Annotated in this window: 32 protein-coding genes and 2 tRNA genes; 32 read left to right on the forward strand and 2 right to left on the reverse strand. The window is 35.5% G+C overall.

The genetic code is table 11. The features are described 5' to 3' along the window. Positions 1-57 precede the first annotated feature (57 nt). The gene (gene ppdK / locus OOK90_RS01575) at positions 58-2,793 is read left to right on the forward strand and encodes a pyruvate, phosphate dikinase (protein WP_264706016.1); all 2,736 of its coding nucleotides are present in this window, start codon (positions 58-60) and stop codon (positions 2,791-2,793) included. A gap of 85 nt (positions 2,794-2,878) precedes the next feature. Here the strand turns inward: ppdK and OOK90_RS01580 are convergent, their stop codons facing one another. Next, a complete protein-coding gene (locus OOK90_RS01580) occupies positions 2,879-4,240 on the reverse strand; it encodes an ankyrin repeat domain-containing protein (protein WP_264706018.1) in 1,362 nt (453 codons plus the stop codon). Between the two features lie 126 nt (positions 4,241-4,366). On the opposite strand from OOK90_RS01580, the gene glpX reads away from it, so the two are divergent. Both glpX and OOK90_RS01590 read left to right on the forward strand, forming a co-directional pair. Next, the gene (gene glpX, locus OOK90_RS01585) at positions 4,367-5,284 is read left to right on the forward strand and encodes a class II fructose-bisphosphatase (RefSeq protein WP_264706164.1); all 918 of its coding nucleotides are present in this window, start codon (positions 4,367-4,369) and stop codon (positions 5,282-5,284) included. 210 nt (positions 5,285-5,494) lie between these two features. Then, positions 5,495-6,739 carry a hypothetical protein gene (locus tag OOK90_RS01590; protein ID WP_264706019.1) on the forward strand — a complete coding sequence of 415 codons (1,245 nt, stop codon included), beginning with the start codon at positions 5,495-5,497 and terminating at the stop codon, positions 6,737-6,739. A gap of 420 nt (positions 6,740-7,159) precedes the next feature. Here the strand turns inward: OOK90_RS01590 and OOK90_RS01595 are convergent, their stop codons facing one another. Continuing rightward, complete coding sequence (locus tag OOK90_RS01595) at positions 7,160-7,654, reverse strand: hypothetical protein (RefSeq protein WP_010962761.1); 495 nt, start codon at positions 7,652-7,654, stop codon at positions 7,160-7,162. A 205-nt stretch (positions 7,655-7,859) separates the two neighbouring features. Here OOK90_RS01595 and carA point away from each other — a divergent pair, with 205 nt between their 5' ends. The 29 genes from carA (at position 7,860) to OOK90_RS01740 (ending at position 23,351) form a co-directional block, all read left to right on the forward strand. Beyond that, positions 7,860-9,059, forward strand: coding sequence for a glutamine-hydrolyzing carbamoyl-phosphate synthase small subunit (gene carA, locus OOK90_RS01600; RefSeq protein WP_264706020.1), 1,200 nt, complete (start codon positions 7,860-7,862; stop codon positions 9,057-9,059). A gap of 114 nt (positions 9,060-9,173) precedes the next feature. Continuing rightward, positions 9,174-9,256 (forward strand) — tRNA-Tyr (locus tag OOK90_RS01605). 4 nt (positions 9,257-9,260) lie between these two features. Then, positions 9,261-9,331, forward strand: a tRNA-Gly gene (locus OOK90_RS01610). 78 nt (positions 9,332-9,409) lie between these two features. Next, the gene (gene tuf / locus OOK90_RS01615; RefSeq protein ID WP_010962759.1) at positions 9,410-10,582 is read left to right on the forward strand and encodes an elongation factor Tu; all 1,173 of its coding nucleotides are present in this window, start codon (positions 9,410-9,412) and stop codon (positions 10,580-10,582) included. A 14-nt stretch (positions 10,583-10,596) separates the two neighbouring features. Continuing rightward, a complete protein-coding gene (gene rpsJ / locus OOK90_RS01620) occupies positions 10,597-10,917 on the forward strand; it encodes a 30S ribosomal protein S10 (RefSeq protein ID WP_012673184.1) in 321 nt (106 codons plus the stop codon). A 9-nt stretch (positions 10,918-10,926) separates the two neighbouring features. Next, positions 10,927-11,649 carry a 50S ribosomal protein L3 gene (rplC, locus tag OOK90_RS01625; RefSeq protein WP_006279218.1) on the forward strand — a complete coding sequence of 241 codons (723 nt, stop codon included), beginning with the start codon at positions 10,927-10,929 and terminating at the stop codon, positions 11,647-11,649. A gap of 2 nt (positions 11,650-11,651) precedes the next feature. Further along, positions 11,652-12,266, forward strand: a complete 615-nt coding sequence (gene rplD, locus OOK90_RS01630) for a 50S ribosomal protein L4 (protein ID WP_012673183.1) — start codon at positions 11,652-11,654, stop codon at positions 12,264-12,266. Next, positions 12,263-12,550 (forward strand): 50S ribosomal protein L23, encoded by a 288-nt coding sequence (locus tag OOK90_RS01635; protein ID WP_209473095.1) that lies wholly within the window; start codon positions 12,263-12,265, stop codon positions 12,548-12,550. Before rplD ends, OOK90_RS01635 begins: the two co-directional genes overlap by 4 nt. A gap of 1 nt (position 12,551) precedes the next feature. Next, positions 12,552-13,376 (forward strand): 50S ribosomal protein L2, encoded by an 825-nt coding sequence (gene rplB / locus OOK90_RS01640; protein ID WP_264706021.1) that lies wholly within the window; start codon positions 12,552-12,554, stop codon positions 13,374-13,376. Positions 13,377-13,379: 3 nt separating this feature from the next. Beyond that, positions 13,380-13,664: a 30S ribosomal protein S19 gene (gene rpsS / locus OOK90_RS01645; RefSeq protein ID WP_006279181.1), complete on the forward strand. Its 285-nt coding sequence runs from the start codon at positions 13,380-13,382 to the stop codon at positions 13,662-13,664. A gap of 5 nt (positions 13,665-13,669) precedes the next feature. After that, complete coding sequence (gene rplV, locus OOK90_RS01650; RefSeq protein WP_007549821.1) at positions 13,670-14,017, forward strand: 50S ribosomal protein L22; 348 nt, start codon at positions 13,670-13,672, stop codon at positions 14,015-14,017. A 39-nt stretch (positions 14,018-14,056) separates the two neighbouring features. Next, positions 14,057-14,671, forward strand: a complete 615-nt coding sequence (rpsC, locus tag OOK90_RS01655) for a 30S ribosomal protein S3 (RefSeq protein ID WP_010962753.1) — start codon at positions 14,057-14,059, stop codon at positions 14,669-14,671. Positions 14,672-14,685: 14 nt separating this feature from the next. Next, entirely contained in the window at positions 14,686-15,099 is a 414-nt protein-coding gene (rplP, locus tag OOK90_RS01660; protein WP_010962752.1) for a 50S ribosomal protein L16, read from the forward strand. Between the two features lie 11 nt (positions 15,100-15,110). Beyond that, positions 15,111-15,314, forward strand: a complete 204-nt coding sequence (gene rpmC, locus OOK90_RS01665; RefSeq protein ID WP_006279350.1) for a 50S ribosomal protein L29 — start codon at positions 15,111-15,113, stop codon at positions 15,312-15,314. After that, positions 15,307-15,543 (forward strand): 30S ribosomal protein S17, encoded by a 237-nt coding sequence (gene rpsQ / locus OOK90_RS01670; protein WP_007549925.1) that lies wholly within the window; start codon positions 15,307-15,309, stop codon positions 15,541-15,543. The genes rpmC and rpsQ overlap by 8 nt, the downstream gene beginning before the upstream one ends. A 13-nt stretch (positions 15,544-15,556) precedes the next feature. Then, entirely contained in the window at positions 15,557-15,916 is a 360-nt protein-coding gene (gene rplN, locus OOK90_RS01675) for a 50S ribosomal protein L14 (protein WP_006279348.1), read from the forward strand. Beyond that, positions 15,916-16,233, forward strand: coding sequence for a 50S ribosomal protein L24 (gene rplX / locus OOK90_RS01680; RefSeq protein WP_190321301.1), 318 nt, complete (start codon positions 15,916-15,918; stop codon positions 16,231-16,233). The genes rplN and rplX overlap by 1 nt, the downstream gene beginning before the upstream one ends. A gap of 6 nt (positions 16,234-16,239) precedes the next feature. Further along, positions 16,240-16,773, forward strand: a complete 534-nt coding sequence (rplE, locus tag OOK90_RS01685; protein ID WP_010962750.1) for a 50S ribosomal protein L5 — start codon at positions 16,240-16,242, stop codon at positions 16,771-16,773. A 16-nt stretch (positions 16,774-16,789) separates the two neighbouring features. Then, entirely contained in the window at positions 16,790-17,098 is a 309-nt protein-coding gene (rpsN, locus tag OOK90_RS01690) for a 30S ribosomal protein S14 (RefSeq protein ID WP_006279345.1), read from the forward strand. Positions 17,099-17,119: 21 nt separating this feature from the next. Continuing rightward, entirely contained in the window at positions 17,120-17,515 is a 396-nt protein-coding gene (rpsH, locus tag OOK90_RS01695) for a 30S ribosomal protein S8 (RefSeq protein WP_007551150.1), read from the forward strand. Between the two features lie 16 nt (positions 17,516-17,531). Further along, on the forward strand, positions 17,532-18,077 hold the full coding sequence (gene rplF / locus OOK90_RS01700) for a 50S ribosomal protein L6 (protein WP_007551152.1): 546 nt from the start codon (positions 17,532-17,534) through the stop codon (positions 18,075-18,077). Between the two features lie 5 nt (positions 18,078-18,082). Further along, the gene (gene rplR, locus OOK90_RS01705; RefSeq protein ID WP_006279867.1) at positions 18,083-18,454 is read left to right on the forward strand and encodes a 50S ribosomal protein L18; all 372 of its coding nucleotides are present in this window, start codon (positions 18,083-18,085) and stop codon (positions 18,452-18,454) included. A gap of 12 nt (positions 18,455-18,466) precedes the next feature. Next, complete coding sequence (gene rpsE / locus OOK90_RS01710; protein WP_010962748.1) at positions 18,467-18,979, forward strand: 30S ribosomal protein S5; 513 nt, start codon at positions 18,467-18,469, stop codon at positions 18,977-18,979. A gap of 3 nt (positions 18,980-18,982) precedes the next feature. After that, positions 18,983-19,453 (forward strand): 50S ribosomal protein L15, encoded by a 471-nt coding sequence (gene rplO, locus OOK90_RS01715; protein WP_006279863.1) that lies wholly within the window; start codon positions 18,983-18,985, stop codon positions 19,451-19,453. A gap of 3 nt (positions 19,454-19,456) precedes the next feature. Then, positions 19,457-20,785 (forward strand): preprotein translocase subunit SecY, encoded by a 1,329-nt coding sequence (gene secY, locus OOK90_RS01720; RefSeq protein ID WP_010962747.1) that lies wholly within the window; start codon positions 19,457-19,459, stop codon positions 20,783-20,785. Beyond that, on the forward strand, positions 20,782-21,423 hold the full coding sequence (locus OOK90_RS01725; protein WP_007550178.1) for an adenylate kinase family protein: 642 nt from the start codon (positions 20,782-20,784) through the stop codon (positions 21,421-21,423). The genes secY and OOK90_RS01725 overlap by 4 nt, the downstream gene beginning before the upstream one ends. 59 nt (positions 21,424-21,482) lie before the next feature. Next, positions 21,483-21,851, forward strand: coding sequence for a 30S ribosomal protein S13 (gene rpsM, locus OOK90_RS01730; protein WP_010962745.1), 369 nt, complete (start codon positions 21,483-21,485; stop codon positions 21,849-21,851). Positions 21,852-21,875: 24 nt separating this feature from the next. Then, entirely contained in the window at positions 21,876-22,262 is a 387-nt protein-coding gene (gene rpsK, locus OOK90_RS01735) for a 30S ribosomal protein S11 (RefSeq protein ID WP_015589137.1), read from the forward strand. A 21-nt stretch (positions 22,263-22,283) separates the two neighbouring features. After that, positions 22,284-23,351: a DNA-directed RNA polymerase subunit alpha gene (locus OOK90_RS01740; protein WP_264706022.1), complete on the forward strand. Its 1,068-nt coding sequence runs from the start codon at positions 22,284-22,286 to the stop codon at positions 23,349-23,351. Positions 23,352-23,356: the final 5 nt, after the last annotated feature.

Genomic DNA, 23,356 nt, shown 5'->3' on the forward strand with positions numbered 1-23,356 from the left:
CAGGTTTATTGGAGCTATATGTACAATGTGTTTATCAGTGAAAATCCGGAGAAAATGATGGGGGAAAAGTTAATACATTACTTTAGCCAGGGTAAATGCGAAGGCAATGCAGAAATGAAAAATCTGCTGGGAGGAAAGGGGGCAAATTTAGCAGAAATGTGCAATGTTGGCATTCCTGTTCCACCTGGTTTCACAATTTCCACCTCTGCTTGCAAAGTCTATTATCAAGACAATAGATCTTCTGTTATCCAAGTAGCTGACTACTCGGATCCAGAAAAAAATGTGGTCACGCACTGGAATGACATATGTAGTCGAATCAAAAACTACATGGCGATGCTCGAAAATGACATCGGTTGTAAATTTGGGGATTTAAATAATCCTTTATTAGTTTCAATACGCTCTGGTAGTGTTAGTTCAATGCCGGGCATGCTTGATACTATTTTAAATGTTGGTCTAAATGATGAAACCGTTGTTGGGCTTGCAAAGAAAAGTGGCGAACGTTTTGCTTACGATAGCTACTGCCGTTTCATCATGATGTACTCCAATGTTGTACTACAGCTTGATCATCACCTATTTCAAGATGTTGTTGATAATGAGCAGCAAAAGAGTGGAGCAAAAAGCTTAGCTGATCTTGATGTTGATGTTTTAAAGAGAATTGTTAACGATTTTAAAAAGATAGTATATGAAAAAACTGAGAAACATTTCCTGCAGAACGTTGAAGAGCAATTGTTAAACTCAGTTAATGCAGTATTTGCCTCTTGGAAAAATGATAGGGCTGTTTCCTATAGAAGAATACATAATATTCCTGAAAACCTTGGAACAGCGGTCAACGTGCAAGCAATGGTTTTTGGTAATTTAAATGATAATTCTGCAACTGGTGTGATATTTACACGAAATCCTTCAACTGGGGAAAAAAAGCTTTTTGGTGAGTTTTTGGTTAATGCTCAGGGTGAGGATGTGGTTTCTGGTGTTTATACTCCTATGCCAATTGACGGAGAGCAAAAAAACACCATGGAGAAGTTGCTGCCAAGTGTCTACCTGGAATTATGCGCGGTATGTGAAAAACTTGAAAGGCATTATAAAGACATGCAGGATATCGAATTTACTGTGCAGGACGGTAAGTTATGGATTTTGCAGACTAGGTCTGGCAAGCGCACGGCTGAAGCTGCTATTCGCATAATAGTTGATATGGTAAACGAAGGAACGATTACAAAAGAAGAAGGAATATTGAGAATTGATCCAAAAACCTTTGACAATTTATTGCATCCAGTTCTTGACGTTAAGGGTGACCAGAAAGTAATAGGGAAGGGACTGCCGGCTTCTCCAGGGGTTGCTTCTGGATATGTAGTGTTTAGTGCAAGTGATGCTGAAAAAGCTGCAGAGCAGGGTAAAAAAGTGATTTTAGTAAGGTCAGAAACGAGTCCTGAAGATATTAATGGAATGAATGCTGCAAGTGGCATAGTAACAGCACGGGGAGGGATGACCTCGCATGCTGCTGTTGTAACCCGTGGAATGGGTAAGCCATGCATTTGCAGTGTGAGTGGACTTTATATCGATAAAGATGGAACTTTCTTTTCTGTAGGGGATACAAAAGTAAATAAAGGTGAACCAATTACCATCAACGGAGGAACAGGGGAGGTTATGCTTGGCATTCTTCCTACAATTTCACCTGAATTATCGCAAGAATTCAAAACGATAATCAACTGGATAGATGAAATCAAAACGGTCAAAGTGAGAGCGAACGCTGATACTCCAAAAGATGCAAAAATTGCAAAAGAATTCGGTGCAGAAGGTATAGGCTTATGTCGCACAGAACATATGTTTTTCGCTAGTGATAGAATCGAATTCATTCAAAAATTGATAATAGCTGACGATGAAAATGAAAGGGCAAATGCGCTCATTAAACTAGAAGAAATGCAAAAGTCTGATTTCAAAGAAATATTTTCTATTATGGAGGGCAGGGAAGTCACTATACGGTTGCTTGATCCACCTTTGCATGAATTTTTACCCAATGATCAGTCTACTATAGAAAAAATTGCCAAATCACTTAGTAAGTCAGTTGAGTCAGTAAAAAATAAAATAGCACAGTTATCAGAAAAGAACCCAATGCTTGGTCATCGAGGTTGTAGACTTGCTATTTCTCATCCTGAAATATATTGCATGCAGATTAGGGCAATACTTAGTGCTGCAAATGAGCTAAAAAAGGAAAAAAATGTAGAAATCAAGCCTGAGATCATGATCCCTTTTATAATGAATGAGAAAGAATTTATTCTGATATGCGAGCTAGCAAAGAAAGAATCCTCTGTCATCTCAGCTAGGATCAAGAAGCAGATTCCAGCGTCACGCGCTGGAATGACATCAGACAAGGCGTACTCAATTGGAACAATGATAGAGCTACCACGAGCGGCACTGATTGCTGATAAGTTAGCAAAACATGCAGAGTTCTTTAGTTTTGGCACTAATGATTTAACGCAAACAACCATGGGACTTTCAAGAGATGATTCAGTTAATTTCCTCGATTCCTATAAGAAAAACAACATATTTGACAATGATCCATTTGAAGTGCTGGACATCGAAGGGGTAGGGGAGTTAATCAAGATAGCCATTGAAAGAGGCAAAAAAACCCGAAAAGAAATAAAACTGGGTATATGTGGAGAGCATGGAGCAGATCCAAAATCCATAGAGTTTCTCATCGAATCAGGGGTGGATTACGTTTCATGCTCACCCTATAGAGTACCGGTTGCAAAGTTAGTGGCAGCACAGTTTAGTGTTAGATCTAAATTTGCTAGGTAAGTATAGTGGCAGTGTTGGCTACTCATATGGTTTGAGCCCACCAGAGGGTGTCATTCCAGCGCGTGACGCTGGAATCTAGTTTTTATTATGACCTTCTGGATCCCAGTGTCTGGGCACTGGGATGACATCCTGTTACACGTTCAACTTCATTCTCTCTCATCTCCCTATAACTTGGTAATGTAGAATTTTTTACATGCAACCCGGTAGCTATTGCAACCAAAGCAGCTATAACACCACAAATCACTGCACCAGTTACAAATGGAACCATCACAGCAGCAGTAATGAATAATCCTGTAATAACAACTCCAACAACATCTTTTGTTAATGAGGTGTAAAAATTTTCCTTGCTTTTTTTATATTTAGCTTCTTTTTCATTTGGCACAGAAAATTGAGCATCTACAAAGCCGTTAGCTTTATTATCATTATTTGGTGTGGCAGTTTGCTTAGCCTCTGGTATTACAGGCGTTTTATTTTTGTTATTATGATTTGATTGGCCATTAACATTATCACTATTTGGCGTGGTAGTTTGGTTAGTCTCTGTTACTACAGGTATTTCATTGTCGTGATTGCGATTATCACCATTAGTACTAACTGGAGGCACTGTTGCTACAGGTCTACTACCAATGTTTCCATTACTGCTGCTGGGTTCTGCTCTATTTTCTTCATTAAGCTTACCTCTATTCAAGAACGCATTAACAATTTTAGTTTTACCTACCTGTATGGCCACTTGTAAAGCCTCTTTCCTGTTTGCAGGACTAACGTAACCTAAAATTAGCTCAGCTTCTTGGGCATTATCCTGAGTAATAGCAAGACACAGAGCGTTAAATTTTTCTTCTTCATAAAATTTGCCACTATCCAAAAGTACCTTAACAACGTCAGCTTGTTTTGTTATTGTAGCTATGCCCAATATAGTTATGGAAGCAGTATCTGTAAGATGGATTACAGCATCTAAATCTGTAAACAATTTTACAACATCTAGAAATATGCCACGATCGCCGGTAATATTGGACTCTCTTACAGCATTTGCAAACGAGTCAAAAATTGCCAGATTTGTTTCTTTCCCTTGTATTAGTTGCTCGTAAAGTACTTCAGCAGTCATACCAGGGTTTATGAAGTTACTAGAATCTACTTCATTACTGTCTGCTCTATTCTCTTCCACATTAGGTGCCTCTTCTTCCTTGTTTATTGCTGCGGTTATTTGCTCTTGTTGAAGGGGTTCACACCCATTTTGGAGGAGAAAATCCTTAACGCGTTGGTTGTTATTTTCGGTTGCATGTTTTAGAAGTAGGTTCCCTAATGAATTGCCTCCTTCACATTCATCTTGAAAATTAACTTCTTTCCTTAACCTCTTTTTTAGTTCTTCCAAACTAGTAAATGTGTTATCAAGTCCTGTAATTCTATCTATATCTAGATAGAAATTTCTAACATCATCATCACTATATGCCATAACTATAATCCCACTACTATAATGCTTATATTATATCAACTCCCTAATAATCAGTCAAGACATATTGCAGTTTCAAGCAGCATGATATATCATGATACATATTGAATATAGTTCTTAAAGCAAATGATGGAAGATTTAGCCTATAAATTAGTTAAAGTGACCGAAGCTGCAGCACTTGCTGCGTATAAATTGGCAGGCTTTGGTGATGAAAAAAGGGCTGATCAGGTTGCAGTTGATGCAATGCGTACAGTATTAAATTCAATGGAAATAAATGGTACTATCGTAATTGGTGAAGGTGAGAGAGATGAAGCGCCGATGCTATATATTGGCGAGAAGGTTGGCACTGGAAATGGTCCTGAAATCGACATTGCCGTTGACCCACTTGAAGGCACTACGATTTGTGCTCATTACAAATCAGGGGCAATGTCCGTTCTTGCTGCAACGAAAAAAGGTAATTTTTTACATGCACCTGATGTTTATATGGAAAAGATAGCAGTAGGAAAAAATCTTCCAGAGGGTGTAGTCTCACTAAAAAATAGCATTGAAAAGAATCTAGACAATTTAGCCAAGGCAAAAAAATGCAAAGTGAATGATCTCGTGGTAACTGTACTTAAACGTGAAAGGCACAATGAATTAATAGAGAAAATCAGGAAATTAGGAGCAAAAATTAAACTAATAGATGATGGCGATGTTGCAGCCGTAGTTTCACTAGTAAATGGCAATCATGATATGTATATCGGAATAGGAGGGGCACCAGAAGGGGTGCTTGCGGCTGCAGCGCTGAGTTCAATCGGTGGGCAGATGGAGGGAAGATTAATATTTGACACGGATCAATTAAAAGAAAGAGCAAAAAATTTAAATATCCATGACCCAGAAAAAATCTACACCGTAAAAGATATGGCAAGAGGTGAATCAGTGTTTATTGCAACTGGAGTAACAAGCGGAGAACTTGTGGATGGAGTTGATAACATATGTTCAACTAGTTCTTTAATAATTCTACCTAATAAGCTGATAAAGCTGCAAACAATGCAGAACTTATGTTAGCTTTTTTAGTTTCTAATTTTAGCTTTACAACATTTAGCATTAAGATATAATCAAGTTTACTTATAACAATAGAGGTGTGAAATGTTTTCTAGTATTGTAAATCTATTGAATGGTTTTTACAAAAATTCGAGTACCAAGGAAAGTGAAGAAAAGTTGACTCTTCTATCTCCTCAAGCAAATCTTCAATTCGATTAGACTCAGGTACAAAGTGTGCTCTCAGATTTTGAGAAATTGGAGTTTAAGGATAATAAGTGTTTTGACAAAATAGCAGACGATTATGAAAAGAAGGGGAAGAGTTCCCTCTTTAATTACGTGATATTGAATAAGCGGAAAGAAATAATCGATATATTAGATAGGAATCTTCCTCTTCTCGAAGAACAGGAGGAGTTTAGAAAGAAATATAGTCAATATGTTTTTCAAATTGACAAAGGAATGAGTTATGGAAAAGAACTTCAAGATAGACTTCAGTCTTTTAAAGATAGGGCAGAAGAAGTGTTATCAGATTTTGAAAAATTGAATTTCAATTTTAAGGATAATAAATGTCAAGATTCTTCTGATTCTGTAAATTATAATAACGGCCGGCCAGCGGATCCATTTGACAAAATAGCAAACTATTATCGACGGGAGAAGGAGAGCATTTTCCTTTTTAACTATGTGGTATTAAGTAAGCAAAGAGAAATAATGGATATATTGGATAAGAAGCTTACTTCTAAAGATCAGGAGGAGTTAAAAGAAAATTTTAAAAAGAGGTTGGGTAGATATCTTCTTCGAATTGACGAAGGAATGAATGATGCAAAAGAATTTCTAAACAAAGATGATCTAATTGGTTTCTTTGATGGATGTTATTGGCCAGACAAAAAGGCAGGACATCTTGTTAATCATTATGATAATCTTAGTATCAACATTACTAAACCTGGACAGAGTTTAGAAACTAGTCGTCTTTTTAGCGAAAAGATTAAAAGGATGGAAACAATTAAAAATGAGGTACAAAGAGTAAAAATATGCAGTAATGATAAAAGAATAGTAACAATTGAGAAGAATGAGAAACAACAGAGGAACTACTCCTTTACAAAATTTGCAATATGTGACATCGAAATTAGTTGGGGTGCAAAAGATGAATCTGGAAAAGACCTTAACTGTACTGTTGTTCTAAATATAAATTTAGGTCAAGTTAGTATTAAAAAATCAACTATTGACGGTAAAGATGTTGAACCAAAGAAAATTTTAGAGTTAGCTAAGCAAAACGAGGCTGTGCTTATAAAAGGTAAAGCTTTACATGAAGTTTTAGCAGCACATTTCATTAAGCAAACACCATGTGAGGGAAAGAAGGATATGCAATCGCACGAGAATATCGTTGTACCTGGTTCCGGTGCACCTCGCTCTACTAATGAGGAAATAACTGTAGAGCATCCGTTCGGGAAAGCGGCAAATAAAGATAATCATAGAGAAATGTGAGTTTACAACAAATGGTGCCATGAAAGTAGCTGATACATAACTGTACGAACGTTTGTTTGCGAAGAAATGTTATAGCAGGTTTTGCCTCAAACACAAAGGTGTCATTCCAGTGCTTGACACTGGAATCCAGCCCTTTTACGCAGTCCCATTAAAAACGTTGTATTTTAACGTAGGATTAGCTACTTTTATACTCACCAATTTAATCTCTAATCAAAATTCCTGGATCCCAGTGTCTGGGCACTGGGATGACATCCTCCCTAGTGGATTCAAATCACAATATTCGTATAGTAAGCACTGACCACTTTTGCTTCAATATTTGCGATGCCCCTGAACAGATACAATTATTCTATTATCAGGAGGATGCCATTAATCGCTTTATATAATGCTACTTGTAACACTTATGCCCTGAACGGAGACAGTTTAGGCTGTTATGCCTGGCGGCTTTGTTGGAATAAGTTTTTCAACACTGCTAACAATAAAATTGATTGTATCGTCAGCTACCTTATCGAATTTATCATTTATCTCTTTTCCTATTTCTTGATTTTTAACATATTCGTGTAGAGCTAAAGCAGTTATAGCTGCACATGCTGCAATTAAGCCAGTTTGTGCTATAATGAATAGTGATAATCCTCCTACGAATATAGATGTTAATCCAATAGCCAGGTTTATAATTTTACTTTGTGTTGTTTGTTGCGTCGCTTGGCTTTGATCTGCCTGTTTATCCTCTAAAGCATTCGATATTGTTTTTAAGGCAACTTTTATCGCTATTGCTGCAACTGAAACCATAATTAGCCCTATAGCTATTTTTGCTAAAAGAAGAATCGACGGTAGCATCATTACAAATAATAGCGCGCCAATTCCTCCAGCTAACCACTTCTCATTTATTTTTTTTGATTGATTTGTACCAGTGTTCATTATTACCCTCCACTTTACTTATGATTTACCTATATCTAATACGAAATATGAAGGTAGTCAACTATATATTTTATATGAAAGATTGTATTAAAAGTTTTTCATGTTATTTTTTGCTGCTTCGTGGTTAAATTTGGAATTTTAGAAAGAGTTACGTATTATTTGAAATTCTTGTATACTGTTTTGAATCAGTTAAATAGATAATGAAGTGCAGGACGCAGTTTTAATTTTACAAGATGGCAAGTGCTTTTGGGGAAAATCAGTAGGTAAAAAAGGCAAATGCATAGGTGAGGTCTGTTTTACCACTGGTATGACCGGTTATCAGCATACTATAACTGATCCTTCTTTTGCCGATCAAATTATAACGTTCACTTTTCCTCATATTGGTAACGTTGGAATAAACCATAAGGATAATGAAGGAAAGAAAATTTTTGCAAGTGGTGTGGTTATGCGTGAACTTTCTTCTATGTCCCACCCTTCTTCATATATCAGTTTAAATGATTGGTTAGAGAAAAATAACGTGATTGGGATATCAGGAGTTGATACTAGAGCTTTAACGAGACATTTGAGAGAACATGGATCTCAAAATGGAATGATATGCTCATCGAGTAAGGCGCATGCATTAGACAAATTGAAGGAATACAAACCTGTAAATGGGATAGAAATAACTAATAAGGTTAGTTTAAATAACAGTTTTGAAAATAATAGACTAGCGGAGCACTTTGTCATCCAAGTAGCTGACTACTCGGATCCAGCAAAAAATATATGGATTCCAGTGTCACGCACTGGAATGACATCAGATAGAGCTATTGACCTTAATGCAAAATATAGGATTGTAATCGTTGATTTTGGCGTAAAAATCAGTATAGTTTCACGCTTAATAGAACTTGGTTGTACAGTTGAATTAATCAGACCAAGCACAGGTTTTGCTCAAAAAGTGTTGAGTATGAATCCAGATGGTATAGTGTTTTCAAATGGTCCTGGTGATCCGCAAGAAATAGGAGAAAGTGTAGTTTCAGAAATAGACATTATTATAAAATCTAAAATACCAATTTTTGGCATATGCATGGGCCATCAATTACTTGCGATTACTTTGGGGGCAAAGACCATCAAGATGGATATAGGTCACCGAGGGAGTAACCATCCAGTTTATGATGTAATTAGTGGAAAAGTTGAGATCACTAGCCAAAATCATGGTTTTGTTGTTGATTCAGCTTCTCTTCCAAGTAATGTTGAAATTACTCACATTTCTCTATTTGATAATAGTGTAGAGGGAATAATGATGAAGGATTACCTAGTCTTTTCTGTGCAATATCATCCAGAAGAAGCGCCAGGTACGCATGATTCGCATTATTTGTTTAGGCGTTTTATTGGCAATATTGTGTTATATAAAATGAAATCTGCATGATTTTAATCAGGGTAGGTTTTATTGCTTGATTTTTTAATTTTAGGCGTTTAGTATTAAATACAATAAGAGCTTAAGTTAAGATGCTAAAATAGTATTCTCTTAACAAATTTTTGCGGAGGAGTGACCGAGTGGTTAAAGGTAACAGACTGTAAATCTGTCCGCGTGAGCGTACGTAGGTTCGAATCCTACCTCCTCCATTGTGCGGGTATAGCTCAATGGTAGAGCTCTAGCCTTCCAAGCTAGTGACGTGGGTTCGATTCCCACTATCCGCTCTTTTTTTTGTTGTATTTTTATAAAATCAACATATTATTTATTGATGTATTTGTATTTTAGGTAGAAAAGTTTAAATTATGACAGCAATAGTGGAAGCATTTGGAAAGCCGCATGTAAATGTGGGAACAATAGGACATGTGGATCATGGGAAGACGACGTTAACAGCGGCGATAACGAAGCATTATGGAAATTTTGTAGCGTACGATCAGATAGATAAAGCGCCAGAAGAAAGGAAGAGGGGGATAACGATAGCAACAGCGCATGTTGAGTATCAGACGGAAAAAAGGCATTATGCACACGTTGATTGTCCTGGACACGCTGACTATGTAAAGAACATGATAGTAGGTGCAGCACAGATGGATGCGGCGATATTGGTAGTGTCGGGGGTTGATGGGCCAATGCCACAAACGAGAGAGCATATATTGCTGGCGAAGCAGGTAGGTGTTGGATATATCGTGGTGTATATAAATAAAGCTGATGTTGCTGATGCTGATATGATAGATTTAGTAGAAATGGAAGTGAGGGAATTACTGAGTAAATACGGATTTCCAGGGGATGAAGTGCCTGTGGTGGTTGGTTCAGCGCTCAAGGCGCTGGAGGATGACAGCAGCGAATATGGAAAGAAATCAATAGATAAATTGATGGAAAAGTTAGATGAATATGTAGCGGTTCCACCAAGGCCTGTGGATTTACCATTTTTATTGCCAATCGAAGATGTATTTTCGATATCGGGGCGAGGAACAGTGGTAACAGGAAGAATAGAGAAGGGAGAGATAAAGACGGGAGAAGAGATAGAGATAATAGGTCTGAAAGCGACGCAAAAGACGATATGCACAGGTGTTGAGATGTTTAAGAAGTTGCTGGATAAGGGAAGTGCAGGACTCAATGTAGGAATATTGTTAAGAGGAACAAAAAGAGAAGAAGTGGAGAGAGGGCAAGTATTAGCGAAACCGGGGACGATAACACCGCATAGAAAGTTTAAGGCGGAGGTTTATATATTAAAGAAAGAGGAAGGAGGAAGGCATACACCATTTTTTGCGAATTACCAGCCACAGTTTTATTTAAGGACAACGGATGTAACTGGGAGCATAAAATTGCTAGATGGGAAGGAGATGGTAATGCCAGGAGATAATGTGAGTGTAGAAGTAGAATTGCAAGTACCGATAGCAATGGATAAGGGATTGCGTTTTGCGATAAGAGAAGGCGGTAGAACTGTTGGTTCTGGTGTTGTTTCTGAAATTTTGGAGTGAGTGTAGTAACTAAGATGAAGCAAGATATATATATTAACATTAAGGCTTTCGATTGTTCTTTATTGGAGGAGTGTGTTCGAAAATTTGTTGATGAATTAAAGCGGTCCAGTGCAAAATTATCTGGTCCGATTGCGTTGCCAAGGAAAGATTCTAAATTTATTGTTAATAGATCTCCTCACGTTGATAAAAAATCTCGTGAACAGTTTGAAATGAGAACTTCTAGGCGTTTGATTGTTTTACATGATCTTACTCCTACTATGATGCAGATGCTTACAGGTTTATCTTTTTCTGCTGGCGTAGAAGTGGATTTAAAAGTCAAGGAAGTTAAGGTTTAGGAGAAGGAAATGAAGAGAATAAATTCGCTGAGGAGAATTGGTTTACTAATGATGAATATTGGTCATACTGCTATGTATTCTGACAATAGTCGCATGGCTGTAACTTTATTGCATCTCAGCGAAACTTATATTATTGATATAAAAGGACAAGATAAATGTGGCTATAATTCAGTCATTTTAGGCACAGGAGATTTTAAAAATATAGCAAAACCTCAGTTGGAATATTTAAAGAAAAAGGGTATAAATAATAAATGTAAGTTATACGAAAGTAGATTAAATGACCTGTCGGGAATAGAATGTGGTAAAAAAGTGGGAATCAATCATTTTGTGGTTGGTCAATATCTTGATATTACGGGTTATTCTATAGGTAAAGGATTTGCTGGTGTGATGAAACGGCATAATTTCAGTGGGCTTAGGGCATCTCATGGTGTTTCTATTGCTCACAGATCACAAGGTTCCACTGGCCAATGTCAGGATCCTGGTAGAGTATTCAAAGGAAAGAAAATGGCTGGTCATTTAGGTAACAGCAGGATAACTGCACAAAATATGAAGATATTATCCATTGATCATGAAAATAGTATAATTGCTGTGAAGGGTAATAATGTTCCTGGGTTTAAAAATTCCTATGTTTTTGTAAGAGATGCAGTTAAAAAATCTTTACATAAAGATGTTCCTTTTCCGGTAGGTTTACTGTTAGATGTAAATGATGATGCTAGTAATTTGGTAAGTTAGTTATGGAATGTAATTTAGTTAATCTATCTAATGATAATGTAGGTACTGCTCAGCTCAATCCTTTGATATTTTCTGCTAAGCAAAAATTGAGTATTTTGCATGATATAGTGAGATGGCAATTAGCGAAGAGAAGAGCTGGTACTCATAAAACAAAAGGTATTAGTGATGTCTCTGGTACAACAGCTAAACCTTATGGTCAAAAACGTACCGGTAGGGCAAGACAAGGGAGCTTGCGATCTCCTCAATTTAGAGGTGGTGGGATTATTTTCGGCCCTGTTGTGAGGAGTCATACTTATTCTCTTAATAAGAAGGTACGCAAATTTGGTTTAAAAATTGCTTTATCTCTAAAGTATTTAAATAATCAAGTAATTATTCTGGATAATTTAAATATTGATGTGAAGAAAACGTCTGAAATGTGTAAATGTATTAAAAATTTTAAATTTTCTTCCTTTTTGATAGTTGGTGATTATGGAGATGATTTGTTGCGTGCGGCTAAAAACTTGCACTATGTAGACTTAATCAAACCTATTGGGTTAAATGTTTTTGATATATTGAATCACGAATGCGTGATGTTGACAAAGGATACTTTAAAGCATCTTGAAGGTAGATTGTTATGATCAAATATAATAATATAATAAAATCTCCTATAATTACAGAAAAGGCCTCTTTTTTGAGGGAGAAGTTTAATAAATATTCTTTGTATGTTTTTGTAAATGTAAATAAGCGTCAAATAAAGTTGGCAATAGAGTCTCTATTTGATGTTAAAATTTCTTCTATAAATGTTGTTAGAATTAAGCCTAAATATAGGCGTTTTAGGGGTGTGGTTGGTTGTGAAAAACAGAAAAAGAAAGTTTATTTTTCTTTGATGGATGGTCAAAAATTAGATATAATGAGCGTTTAGTATGGGTATGAAATTTTTTAATCCTGTTACTCCGTCTTCTCGTGGGACTGTGTTAGTAAGTAAAGTTGGTTTATCAAAAGATGAGCCAGAAAAGTCTCTTACATCCGGTAAAAAGTCCAGTGGTGGAAGAAATAATCATGGTAGAATTACAACTCGTCATAGGGGTGGTGGTCACAAAAAGAAGTATAGAGTGATAGATTTTAAGCGTAATAGAAGTGGTCAAGGTATAGTTGAAAAAATAGAGTATGACCCAAATAGAAGTGGGTTTTTGGCGTTAATATCATCTAAGGAAGATGATATTAAGTCTTATATATTAGCTCCTCAAGGTATGAAGCCAGGTGATGTTGTTACAGCTGGGAATGATGCTGATATTTTGCCAGGGAATTGTTTACTACTCAAGCATATACCTGTTGGTTCTTTCGTTCATAATGTTGAGCTGAAGCCAGGTAATGGTGCTGCGATTGCTAGAGCTGCTGGTTGTTATGCACAAATCGTTGGTCGTGATGGCCAATATGTTTTATTACGACTCAGGTCTGGTCAAATTAGGTTGATTTTATCTTCTTGCAAGGCTACTATTGGTGTAGTATCTAACCCTGACCATAAGAATAGAAAGTTGGGTAAAGCTGGGAGAAGTAGGTGGCTTGGGATTAGACCTACTGTACGTGGAGTTGCAATGAATCCAGTTGACCATCCTCATGGAGGCGGGGAAGGAAAAACCTCTGGTGGTCGTCATCCTGTTACTCCTTGGGGTGTTGCAACAAAAGGAAAGAAAACTCGAAGGAGAAATAAATCTAGTGATAAGTATATAAAACAATTGAAAGGTTAGTTTATGAGTAGATCTGCATGGAAGCCTCCTTTTTGTCATCCTTCTATATTAAAGTCGGTGAATAATGCTTTAAACAAGGGGTTTGTTAACATGGCTATAAAAGTTCATTCCAGGGCTTCTGTAATTCTTCCTAATTGTTTAGGTTTAAAGTTTGCTGTTTATAATGGTAAGGATTACATTCCTGTGAATGTTAATGATCAGAATATGATAGGTCATAAGTTTGGTGAGTTTTCACCCACTCGTAAATTTACTGGGCATAGTGGTGATAAAAAGGCGACAAGAAGGTAATTGATATGAAAAACAGAGATGTAATAGTTAAAGCTGGTTCTAGGGTTTTAAAATCAACTCCTCGTAAATTGAATTTGGTTGCTGGTTTAGTACGTAATAAAAAAGTTTCTTTTGCCACTGTGCAATTAAGATTTTGTGAAAAGAAAGCTGCAGGTCTTATAAGGAAGGTATTAAATTCTGCGATTGCTAATGCTCAAAATTATGGATTGGATATCGATAATTTATATATAAAAGAAATTTTAATAGGTAAGTCTCTTACTTTGCGTAGGGTATGTCCAAAAGCTATGGGTAGAGCTAATAGAGTTAGTAAACGTTATAGTAATATAACTGTAAAATTGGGGGAAATTATATGATTCATAAAAATAGAAAATTAATAAGGAAAGTGCAAAAATATGGGAAACGTTAATCCTAAAGGATTTAGGTTAAAAATAATTAATACTTGGTCATCTATTTGGTATGCTGAGAAGGGTTATAAACAAGGGTTGCATCAAGATTTATCTATTCGCAGTTATATAAATGAATCTTTTAAGCATGCTGGTGTTTCTAAAGTAATTATAGAGCGTACGATCGATTTGGTATCTGTAATAATACATTCTTCTAGACCTGGAGTGATAATAGGTAAGAAAGGCTCGGATATTGAGAAGATAAAGCAAAAGATAGCTGAAAAAGTAAAAAATAATGTGGAAGTGAATGTAGTAGGGGTTAAAAGGTCTGAAATAGATGCAGTTTTAATATCAAACAGCATTGCACAGCAGTTAGAAAAAAGGGTTTCATTTAGAAGAGCGATGAAAAAAGCTATTCAAAGTTGTTTGAGGATGGGTGCTAGAGGTATTAAAGTAAGTTGTTCTGGGCGCCTTGGCGGAGCTGAGATAGCTCGTACTGAGTGGTATAAAGAAGGCCGTTTGCCTTTGCATACTTTACGTGCTAATATAGATTATGCTTTTGCTGAAGCAAAAACTATATATGGCATCATAGGAGTTAAGGTCTGGGTTTATATTGGTAACTAATTAGGTATATTGAAATGTTTATTCCTAAAAAAAGTAAATATAAAAAAGTATTTAAAGGACGAATTAAGGGTAACACGAAAGGTGGTAGCACATTATCTTTTGGAGATTATGGTCTAAAGGCTATGGAAGCAGGTAGGATTCAATCTAAGCATATTGAAACTGCAAGGCGTGTAATATCTAGAACATTAAAACGCTCTGGTAAAGTGTGGATAAGAATTTTTCCTGATACCCCTGTTAGTAAAAAGCCGGCGGATGTGCGTATGGGTAAAGGGAAAGGTAGTGTTGAGTTTTGGGTATTTAAAGCTAAGCCCGGTAGAATGTTGTTTGAAATTAGCAGTGATGTTCCCATGCATTTAGCAAGATTGGCGCTTGAAAAGGCAACTGCTAAGCTTCCTATGAAGTGTAAATTTGTATCTAATCATAATTAAATGGAGTTGCAATGGATATAGCTGACATTGAATCGAGGTCCTCGCAAGAATTGCATGAAATTCTTGTGAATTTGAGAAAAGAGTTTGTTAATTTGGTTTTTCAAAAGAAGCTGGGCCAGTGCAACAATATTTCGCGTTTTAGCTTAATAAGAAAGAGCATAGCTCGTATTTTAACTACATTAAATAAAAGAAGAAGAGAGGAAAAGAATGCCTAAAAAGGTTTTTTGTGGTACTGTAACTAAGGCTAAGTGTGATAAGACTGTAAAGGTTTCGGTATTACAAGTGTATAAGGATGAGCTGTATAAAAAGGTTATAAAAAAATACAAGAAGTATACAGCACATGATGAGAATAATAGTTGTAAAGAAGGGGACAAGGTTTTAATACAAGAACACAAGCCTATTTCTACTACTAAAAAATGGGTTATTGTTAATAGCTCACATTGAATAGGATATTTATATGATTCAAAAAAATACATTGTTGGAAGTAGCTGATAATTCTGGCGCGCGTGCAGTGCTTTGTATTGGTTTATTGGGTGGTAGAAAGTCTGCATCTATAGGTGACACAGTTATTGTATCTACTAAATCTATTACTCCAAGAGGGAAAGTTGAGAAGGGAAAAGTATATAGAGCAGTTGTGGTGAGGGTGAAAAGCCCTATTAGGAAATCTGATGGTTCTGTAATTCGTTTTTCTAGCAATGCTGTAGTTTTGATTAACGATCAAGGTGAACCACTTGGCACTCGGGTGTTTGGTCCGGTAAAAAAGTTATCATCTGGTTCTTTTATGAAGATAATGTCATTAGCTGTTGAGGTTTTATAATGAGTGCTAAAATAAAAAGTGGTGACGACGTTATAGTTTTAACTGGTAAAGATAAGGGAAAAATTGGTAAGGTAATCAAAGTTATAGCACGTGATGCTAAAAAGAAAGTAATTGTTTCTGGAGTGAATGTGCATAAGAGACATACTAAACCAAAAGCTGGTAGTAGTGGTGATATATTAAATAAAGAGTTAGCTATTGATATATCCAACGTTGCAACATTGGACCCTAAATATAAAACTCCAACTAGAGTGGGGTTTAAGGTTATAGACGGTAGAAAAGTGCGTTTTGCAAAAGTTTCTGGAGAAGTGATAGATTAGGTTGATATGTTTAAAGAATTGTATAAAGATAGCATAGTAAAGTCCTTGAAGGATAAGTTTAATTACGGCAATATAATGCAAGTGCCTAAACTTGTCAAGGTGTGTATCAATATGGGCGTTGGAGATGCTGCTACAGATAGTAAAGCAATAAATGAACCACTTGATAGCCTATATTTGATTGCTGGGCAGAAGCCTTTATCAACTTTTGCAAAAAAATCTATTTCTGGCTTCAAGATCAGAAAAGGTGCTACAGTAGGTTGCAAAGTAACTTTGCGTAGAGATAAAATGTATGAGTTTTTAGAAAGATTGATATATATTGCTTTGCCAAGGGAAAAAGATTTTAGAGGATTTAGTGTGAAGCAATTTGACGGTAATGGTAATTTTTCCTTTGGTATAAAGGAACATATCTCGTTTTTAGAAATAGACTATGATAAAATAAGTAAAATTAGAGGTATGGATATTAATATTATAACAAGTGCAGTTAGTGATAAGGAAGCAAAGGAATTATTACTGGCTCTTAAATTTCCTTTTTTTGATTAATTGAGAGGAGAAATATATGGCAAAAAAATCTATGATAGAAAGAAATCTTCGCAGAATAAAGTTGTGCGATCAATATAAAGAAAAAAGAGAAAAATTGAAATCTATAATAAATAATAAGAATTTGTCTATTGTAGAAAGGTTTACAGCTCAAAATAAATTAATTAAAAAATTGCCTAGAAATTCTTCTAAAACCAAAATTAGAAATAGGTGTGCTTTAACTGGGAGACCAAGAGGAGTATATAGAAAATTTGGTTTATGTAGAATTGTTTTGCGTGATTTATGTTCTTTTGGGCAAATTCCAGGAGTTACAAAGTCTAGTTGGTAAATATAATATAAGGAGTATATTGTGGCGTTATCTGATAGTATTGGTGATTTTTTAACAAGGATACGTAATGCTCAATTGGCAATGCATAGGGCAACAAGGGTACTATTTTCTAAGATGAATTCTTCTATATTGGAGATTTTAAAAGAGGAAGGGTATATCCTTGATTATGAAAAGCAAGTTGTAGATAATTTACCTTCTTTCATTGTAAAATTGAAGTATTATGAGAAGTCACCTGTAATTAGTGACATAGTTAGGGTGTCAAAGCCTGGTTGTCGTCGTTATTCTAAGTATAAGGACATTTCTAAAGCATATAATGGTCTTGGTATTTTTATTATATCGACACCCAAAGGAGTGATGACTGATTATAATGCACATAAATTAAAGGTTGGTGGAGAAGTTTTGTGTCGTGTGTTTTAAATAATAGGAGAAATTCATGTCTCGTATAGGTGCTGCTCCTATCAATATTCCTGCTGGTGTTTCAGTTGAATATAATAATGGTAGTATGTTAATAAAGAGTGCTAAGGCTGAAAAGGAAGTTAGCTTGATCAGGGATGTTGTGTGTCAGATTATTGATAATCAGCTATTGCTTTCTGTTGATCAAGATAAAGATAATTATGATAAAATAAAGCCTATGTGGGGCACTTATAGGAGTAATATTAATAATATCATTAACGGCATGGTTGATGGTTTTTCTGTTAATCTTGAGATTAACGGTGTGGGATATAAGGCAGAGTGTGATGGTAAGTATTTGACTTTATATCTTGGTTATAGCCATAATGTTAAATATAAAGTGCCTAAAGATGTTGAGATTAAGTGCATAAAGCCAACTCACTTAGTAGTTAGTGGTATGGATAAGCAGAAGGTCTATATGGTGGCGTCTGATATATGCAAAATTAGAAAATATGATCCTTATAAAGGTAAGGGTGTTGTAATAAAAGGCAAATTTATGCTGCGTAAGGTTGTAAGTAAAAAGAAGTAATAAAAATGAAAAGATCGTATAATTTTTTAAGTAATTCTGAAAAAAGGAAGTTACGTAATAGAGCGAAGCTTGACAAGAGCGCTGAACGTTTACGTATATCCATATTTAAATCTAATAGGCATTTTTATGTCCAGTTAATTAATGATGTAAAAGGAATAACTCTCACTTCAGCTTCTACTTTGGATGCTAAAATTAAGGATGTATGTAAAGGGAAAGTCAACGCTGAAACTATAAAACAGGTTTCTTCTTTAATGGTTGAGCGTCTGTCTGGCATGAAATTAGAGCAGCAGCTTACGTTTGATCGTGGAGCGTATAAATACACAGGATTAGTTTCTCAATTTGCTGAGGCTTTAAGAAGTTCTGGATTTGAATTTTAGAAGGTTTTGAATATGGCTATAAAGAATTTACAAAATAATAATGATTTATCAGAGCTTTTAGTTTCGGTACGAAGAGTGACAACGGTTACCAAAGGTGGTAGAAGATTTTCATTTTCAATTTTGGTTGTTGTTGGCGATGAGAAGGGTAGGGTAGGGTGTGGAATAGGTAAGCACGCAGAAGTTGCTGAAGCAAGAGTCAAAGCTGTAAATGCTGCAAAGAAATCAATGATTAGAGTGTACTTGCGTGAAGGTAGAACTTTGCATCATGATATTAAAGCTAAATTTTGTTCTGGTGAGATAGTTTTAAGAACCGCAAGAGCCGGAACAGGTATTATTGCTGGTGGAGCGATTAGATCAGTTTTTGAGGTGTTAGGTATAAAGGATGTGGTAGCTAAATCCACTAGATCAAATAATCCTCATAACGTTATATGTGCGGTGTTTAAGGCTTTTGATAGTATGTTATCTCCTCGTCAGGTAGCAAGCAAAAGAGGCAAAAAGATTAGCGAGATAGTTGGAAACAGGTAAAGTATGAATAATGCTGTAAAATTAAACTCTATATTTACTAAATTATCTAAGAAAAAGAAGCCTAAGTTGCTGGGTAGAGGTATCGGTTGTGGTAAAGGTAAAACATCCGGTAGAGGGCATAAAGGGCAGAAGGCTAGAAGTGGAGTTTCTATAAATGGTTTTGAGGGTGGACAACAGTCTATATATACTCGTTTGCCTAAAAGAGGTTTTAAGCCTATACGTAGGAGCATATACTCTATAATTAATGTTGGCGATATACAGCGCTTAATGGAAGCTAAAAAAATAGTGAAAGACTCTGTTATAGATAAGGAGAGGCTGTATAAATTAGGTTTTATAAAGTCTATTAAGGATAAAATTAAACTTCTTAATAAAGGTAAGTTGAGCGAAAAATTTGTGTTTCATGTTGATTTTGCGTCAGAAGCTGCAAAAAAATCTGTAGCTTCAGTTGGTGGTAGTGTGGAAATACTATCGTAAGTCATGGGCAATAAATCAGCATTTAATAGCTTGGATCCTACGTTGTTATATAAAGGCGATTTATTAAAGCGTATATTTTTTACGCTAATAGCTTTAATTTGCTATCGCTTGGGTACTTATGTGCCTATTCCTGGAATTAATCTTGATGTAATTAATGATATATTTCCCAAAGATGGCTCAGGCGTTTTTGGAGTATTTAATTTATTTTCTGGTGGTGCATTGGCTAGAATGACAATTCTAGCATTGAACGTTATGCCATATATAATGGCTTCTATCATTATTCAGTTACTTTCTTCTGCGATTAAAGGAATGAAGGAAGTTAAGAATGATGGAGAGTCAGGCCGTAGAAAGATGAATTCTTATATACGCTATCTGACCATAGTAATTTGTGTATTTCAATCAATTCCAATTTTGGTTGGATTGGAAGGGATGAATAGGGAAGGGGTATTGGTTGTAATTGAACCTGGTGTTATGTTTCGTACAATAGGTGTTTTCAGCCTTTTAGGTGGAACTATGCTTTTAATATGGCTTGGTGAACGAATCAGCGCTAGCGGTATAGGCAATGGTATCTCATTAATCATTTTCACGGGTATAATATCAGAGTTACACAGCGCTTTGTCATCTTTGTTAACGTTAAATAAAAACGGTAGCGTATCGTTATTTATTATCCTTTTTGTTTTGGTATTGTTTTTTTTGCTGCTACTCTTAGTCATTTTTGTAGAGTCTTCTTATAGAAAGGTTATTGTTCAACATCCTAAAAAGCAATTTAAAAGATTACATAATGACGATTTTACTTATATTCCATTGAAGATTAATTTATCTGGTGTAGTACCAACCATTTTTGCTAATGCAATTTTATTGACACCTATTTCAATTGCAAATTTCTATAAGGGGCACGCTTTTTCTGATTTTATTTTGAATTACTTTATGGCAAATAAAGTAGTATATATTGTAGCCTATTTGGTGCTGATAGTATTTTTTAATTTTTTCTATACCAATTTTATATTTAATCCAGAGGAAAACGCAGATTTTCTTAAAAAAAATGGTGGTTTTATACCTGGTAGAAGGCCTGGGAAACATACTTCTGATTACCTTCAAGATATAGTTTTTAAGTTGACATTCATTGGCTCTGCGTATTTGGTAGTCATATGTACTGTACCTGAAGTTATGAGATATTATTATGATATACCATTTATTTTTGGTGGGACGAGCTTACTGATTATAGTGAACGTTATTACTGATACTATTATGCAAATACAATCTTATATTTTTTCAAATAGGTACGACAACTGGATAAAGAAATATGAGTCTAAAACGAGGAAAGTAAGATGATCATTACGATTTTTGGTCCTCCAGGTTCTGGTAAAGGTACTCAGTCAAGCTTGTTAATAGCAAAATATAATTTAAAATTAATTTCAGTAGGGGATTTATTAAGGAATATTATATCTAGCAGTAGTGAGTTAGGTAAAAAAATAAAGGGTACCGTGGAATCTGGTAATTTAATTCAAGATGAAATTATATGTGGATTATTACGTGACCAGCTTGCATTAGTGGATGATAATTGCTTATTAGATGGTTTTCCGAGAAATTTAAACCAGGCTCATTTTTTGACTCAAGTTTTGCAAGAAAAATATAATAGGGATGTTGACATTGTAGTTGAGCTGCAGCTTGACGATAATATTGCAATCGATAGGTTAAAAAATCGTCTCGCGTGTTTGGACTGTAAAAGCATATATAGTGTATCTTCTTTTAAGAGTACTACTTGTGCTAAATGTAAAAGTACGAGGTTAGAGAAAAGAATTGATGATGCTGATATGTCTGCAATTAATAAGAGAATAAGTGAATATCACCTTCAAATGAAAGGTTTACGCGAGTATTATAAAGGCAAATTATTAACAATTGACGCTAATTTGAGTGTTGATGAGGTAACGCAAGAGATTGAAAGTAAAATTTCTTGTAATTTGGTTTGACTCTGAGTTGTTTTATGGTATAAATTAAGAGTTGTTATTAATAAAGTATCGAGGTACCAGTGGCACGTATTGCAGGCATAAATATTCCAGTGAGGAAATGTGTTCCTTTTGCATTAACTTATATATATGGTATAGGTATTGCTACTGCGAATGTAATTTGTCACGCTTGCGAAGTTGATAAGCGCAAACGTGTTTCAGAATTACGAGATGAAGATATAGAAAAGATCAGCGGTTTCATTAGACAAAATTATGTTATAGAAGGTGAGCTCAGAAAAGAAGTGGCTATGAACATAAAATCTTTAGTGGAAATGGGATGCTATAGAGGGGTGAGACATAGAAAAGGTTTACCTGTGAGAGGGCAAAGGACTCATACTAATGCTAAGACTCGTAAAGGTAGATCTCGGTTGCCTATTGCTGGGAAAAAATAAAATTTATTATTATTGTGAGTTTTAATGAAAAAAGTCAAAACGGTTAGTAAGAGTAAGAAGGAGTTTATTACTGGTGTTGTCCATATTCGTGCAACTTTTAATAATACTTTTGTAAATGTAACTGATGTTCATGGTAATACGCTATGTCAAACTTCTGTGGGTGCATGTGGTTTTTCAGGTTCGAGAAAATCCACACCTTATGCTGCAGGTAAGGCTGCGGAGTCTGCTGCGAAGAACGCAATGGAGAGATTTGGTATGAAGGTTGTCTCTGTAATAATTCGCGGCCCTGGCTTTGGTACCGAAGCTGCGGTTAAAGCACTTCAGAGCTGTGGGTTGACTGTGACTTCAATTGCAGATAAAACCGCAATTCCTCATAATGGGTGCAGGTTAAGAAAAAAAAGAAGAGTATAGGATATTTGAAAAGGTTGTTTTATGTATTATAATAATGATGTTTCTCTCTGTAGCAATTTAGATAAATTGATTAAACCTAGTTCAGTTAAGGTAATATCAGATGATTCAAGTGAAAAAAGTGATATAGTGCTAGAACCGTTGGAAAGTGGTTTTGCTTTAACATTAGGCAATGCATTAAGACGTGTAATGTTATCTTCTCTTAAAGGTAGTGCTGTTTATGGAATAAAAATTGAAGGTGTAACTCATGAGTTCACTTTTATTCAAGGGGTGAGAGAAGACGTAACTGATATAGTATTAAATATGGGTATGTTGAGGTGTAAATTAAATGGTGCTTCTAATAAATGCTTAAATTTAAACGCTAAAGGGCCTTGCCAGGTATTAGCTGGGATGATAGAAACTGATGATCAATGCTCTATTGTTAATAAAGATTTGTTAATATGTACGCTGGGGCAAAATGTGGAGCTTAACATGACCATATATGTGGCTAGCGGAAAAGGTTATCTTCCTGTAACTAAATATAAAGAAAATGAACTTTTGAAGCTTATGAGTGAACAGGATTTAATTGGTTTTATTCCAGTTAATGCTTTGTATAGCCCTGTCAACAGGGTTTCGTACAGGGTAGAGAACAGTCGTGTTGGCCAAGTGACTGATAAGGATAAGCTGATATTGTCAATTGAAACTGATGGTACAATTTCTCCGAGTCAAGCTGTTGACTCTGCTGCAAGAATATTACAGGAGCAACTTCAGCCCTTTATTAGTTCTGATGTAAGTTATAAAAAATCGCAGGTTTCTTCGTCTAGTGGTGCTAAAGATTTGGGTTATGACCCTGTCTTATTGCGTAAGGTAGATGAAATGGAATTATCTGTCAGGTCTCATAACTGTCTGAAAAACGAAAACATCACTTATATAGGTGATCTTGTACAAAAGACAGAAGGTGAAATGTTAAGAACTGCTAATTTTGGCAGAAAGTCTTTGAATGAGATTAAGGCAGTTTTGACTAATTTTGGCTTGTCTTTGGGTATGAATGTGCTAAACTGGCCACCTAAGGATATAGATGAGTTGGCTAAACAACATACTGATGAAGATTAGGTGAT

It is taken from the genome of Wolbachia endosymbiont (group A) of Ancistrocerus nigricornis, from assembly GCF_947250785.1.
In the GTDB taxonomy this organism is placed as follows: domain Bacteria; phylum Pseudomonadota; class Alphaproteobacteria; order Rickettsiales; family Anaplasmataceae; genus Wolbachia; species Wolbachia pipientis.

Excerpts from the sequence above, each read along its gene's own strand:
- OOK90_RS01725 (WP_007550178.1), top strand. The coding sequence starts at position 20,782 with ATGATCATTACGATTTTTGGTCCTCCAGGTTCTGGTAAAGGTACTCAG.
- rpsE (WP_010962748.1), top strand. The coding sequence starts at position 18,467 with ATGGCTATAAAGAATTTACAAAATAATAATGATTTATCAGAGCTTTTA.
- rpsQ (WP_007549925.1), top strand. The coding sequence starts at position 15,307 with ATGCCTAAAAAGGTTTTTTGTGGTACTGTAACTAAGGCTAAGTGTGAT.
- rpsS (WP_006279181.1), top strand. The coding sequence starts at position 13,380 with ATGAGTAGATCTGCATGGAAGCCTCCTTTTTGTCATCCTTCTATATTA.
- glpX (WP_264706164.1), top strand. The coding sequence starts at position 4,367 with ATGGAAGATTTAGCCTATAAATTAGTTAAAGTGACCGAAGCTGCAGCA.
- ppdK (WP_264706016.1), top strand. The coding sequence starts at position 58 with ATGGGGGAAAAGTTAATACATTACTTTAGCCAGGGTAAATGCGAAGGC.
- rplV (WP_007549821.1), top strand. The coding sequence starts at position 13,670 with ATGAAAAACAGAGATGTAATAGTTAAAGCTGGTTCTAGGGTTTTAAAA.
- rpmC (WP_006279350.1), top strand. The coding sequence starts at position 15,111 with ATGGATATAGCTGACATTGAATCGAGGTCCTCGCAAGAATTGCATGAA.
- rplN (WP_006279348.1), top strand. The coding sequence starts at position 15,557 with ATGATTCAAAAAAATACATTGTTGGAAGTAGCTGATAATTCTGGCGCG.
- rplR (WP_006279867.1), top strand. The coding sequence starts at position 18,083 with ATGAAAAGATCGTATAATTTTTTAAGTAATTCTGAAAAAAGGAAGTTA.
- rplE (WP_010962750.1), top strand. The coding sequence starts at position 16,240 with ATGTTTAAAGAATTGTATAAAGATAGCATAGTAAAGTCCTTGAAGGAT.
- rpsK (WP_015589137.1), top strand. The coding sequence starts at position 21,876 with ATGAAAAAAGTCAAAACGGTTAGTAAGAGTAAGAAGGAGTTTATTACT.
- tuf (WP_010962759.1), top strand. The coding sequence starts at position 9,410 with ATGACAGCAATAGTGGAAGCATTTGGAAAGCCGCATGTAAATGTGGGA.
- rplC (WP_006279218.1), top strand. The coding sequence starts at position 10,927 with ATGAAGAGAATAAATTCGCTGAGGAGAATTGGTTTACTAATGATGAAT.
- OOK90_RS01635 (WP_209473095.1), top strand. The coding sequence starts at position 12,263 with ATGATCAAATATAATAATATAATAAAATCTCCTATAATTACAGAAAAG.
- OOK90_RS01580 (WP_264706018.1), bottom strand. The coding sequence starts at position 4,240 with ATGGCATATAGTGATGATGATGTTAGAAATTTCTATCTAGATATAGAT.
- rplP (WP_010962752.1), top strand. The coding sequence starts at position 14,686 with ATGTTTATTCCTAAAAAAAGTAAATATAAAAAAGTATTTAAAGGACGA.
- rpsJ (WP_012673184.1), top strand. The coding sequence starts at position 10,597 with ATGAAGCAAGATATATATATTAACATTAAGGCTTTCGATTGTTCTTTA.
- rplD (WP_012673183.1), top strand. The coding sequence starts at position 11,652 with ATGGAATGTAATTTAGTTAATCTATCTAATGATAATGTAGGTACTGCT.
- OOK90_RS01740 (WP_264706022.1), top strand. The coding sequence starts at position 22,284 with ATGTATTATAATAATGATGTTTCTCTCTGTAGCAATTTAGATAAATTG.
- rplB (WP_264706021.1), top strand. The coding sequence starts at position 12,552 with ATGGGTATGAAATTTTTTAATCCTGTTACTCCGTCTTCTCGTGGGACT.
- rpsC (WP_010962753.1), top strand. The coding sequence starts at position 14,057 with ATGGGAAACGTTAATCCTAAAGGATTTAGGTTAAAAATAATTAATACT.
- rplF (WP_007551152.1), top strand. The coding sequence starts at position 17,532 with ATGTCTCGTATAGGTGCTGCTCCTATCAATATTCCTGCTGGTGTTTCA.
- rplO (WP_006279863.1), top strand. The coding sequence starts at position 18,983 with ATGAATAATGCTGTAAAATTAAACTCTATATTTACTAAATTATCTAAG.
- rpsN (WP_006279345.1), top strand. The coding sequence starts at position 16,790 with ATGGCAAAAAAATCTATGATAGAAAGAAATCTTCGCAGAATAAAGTTG.
- secY (WP_010962747.1), top strand. The coding sequence starts at position 19,457 with ATGGGCAATAAATCAGCATTTAATAGCTTGGATCCTACGTTGTTATAT.
- OOK90_RS01595 (WP_010962761.1), bottom strand. The coding sequence starts at position 7,654 with ATGAACACTGGTACAAATCAATCAAAAAAAATAAATGAGAAGTGGTTA.
- rplX (WP_190321301.1), top strand. The coding sequence starts at position 15,916 with ATGAGTGCTAAAATAAAAAGTGGTGACGACGTTATAGTTTTAACTGGT.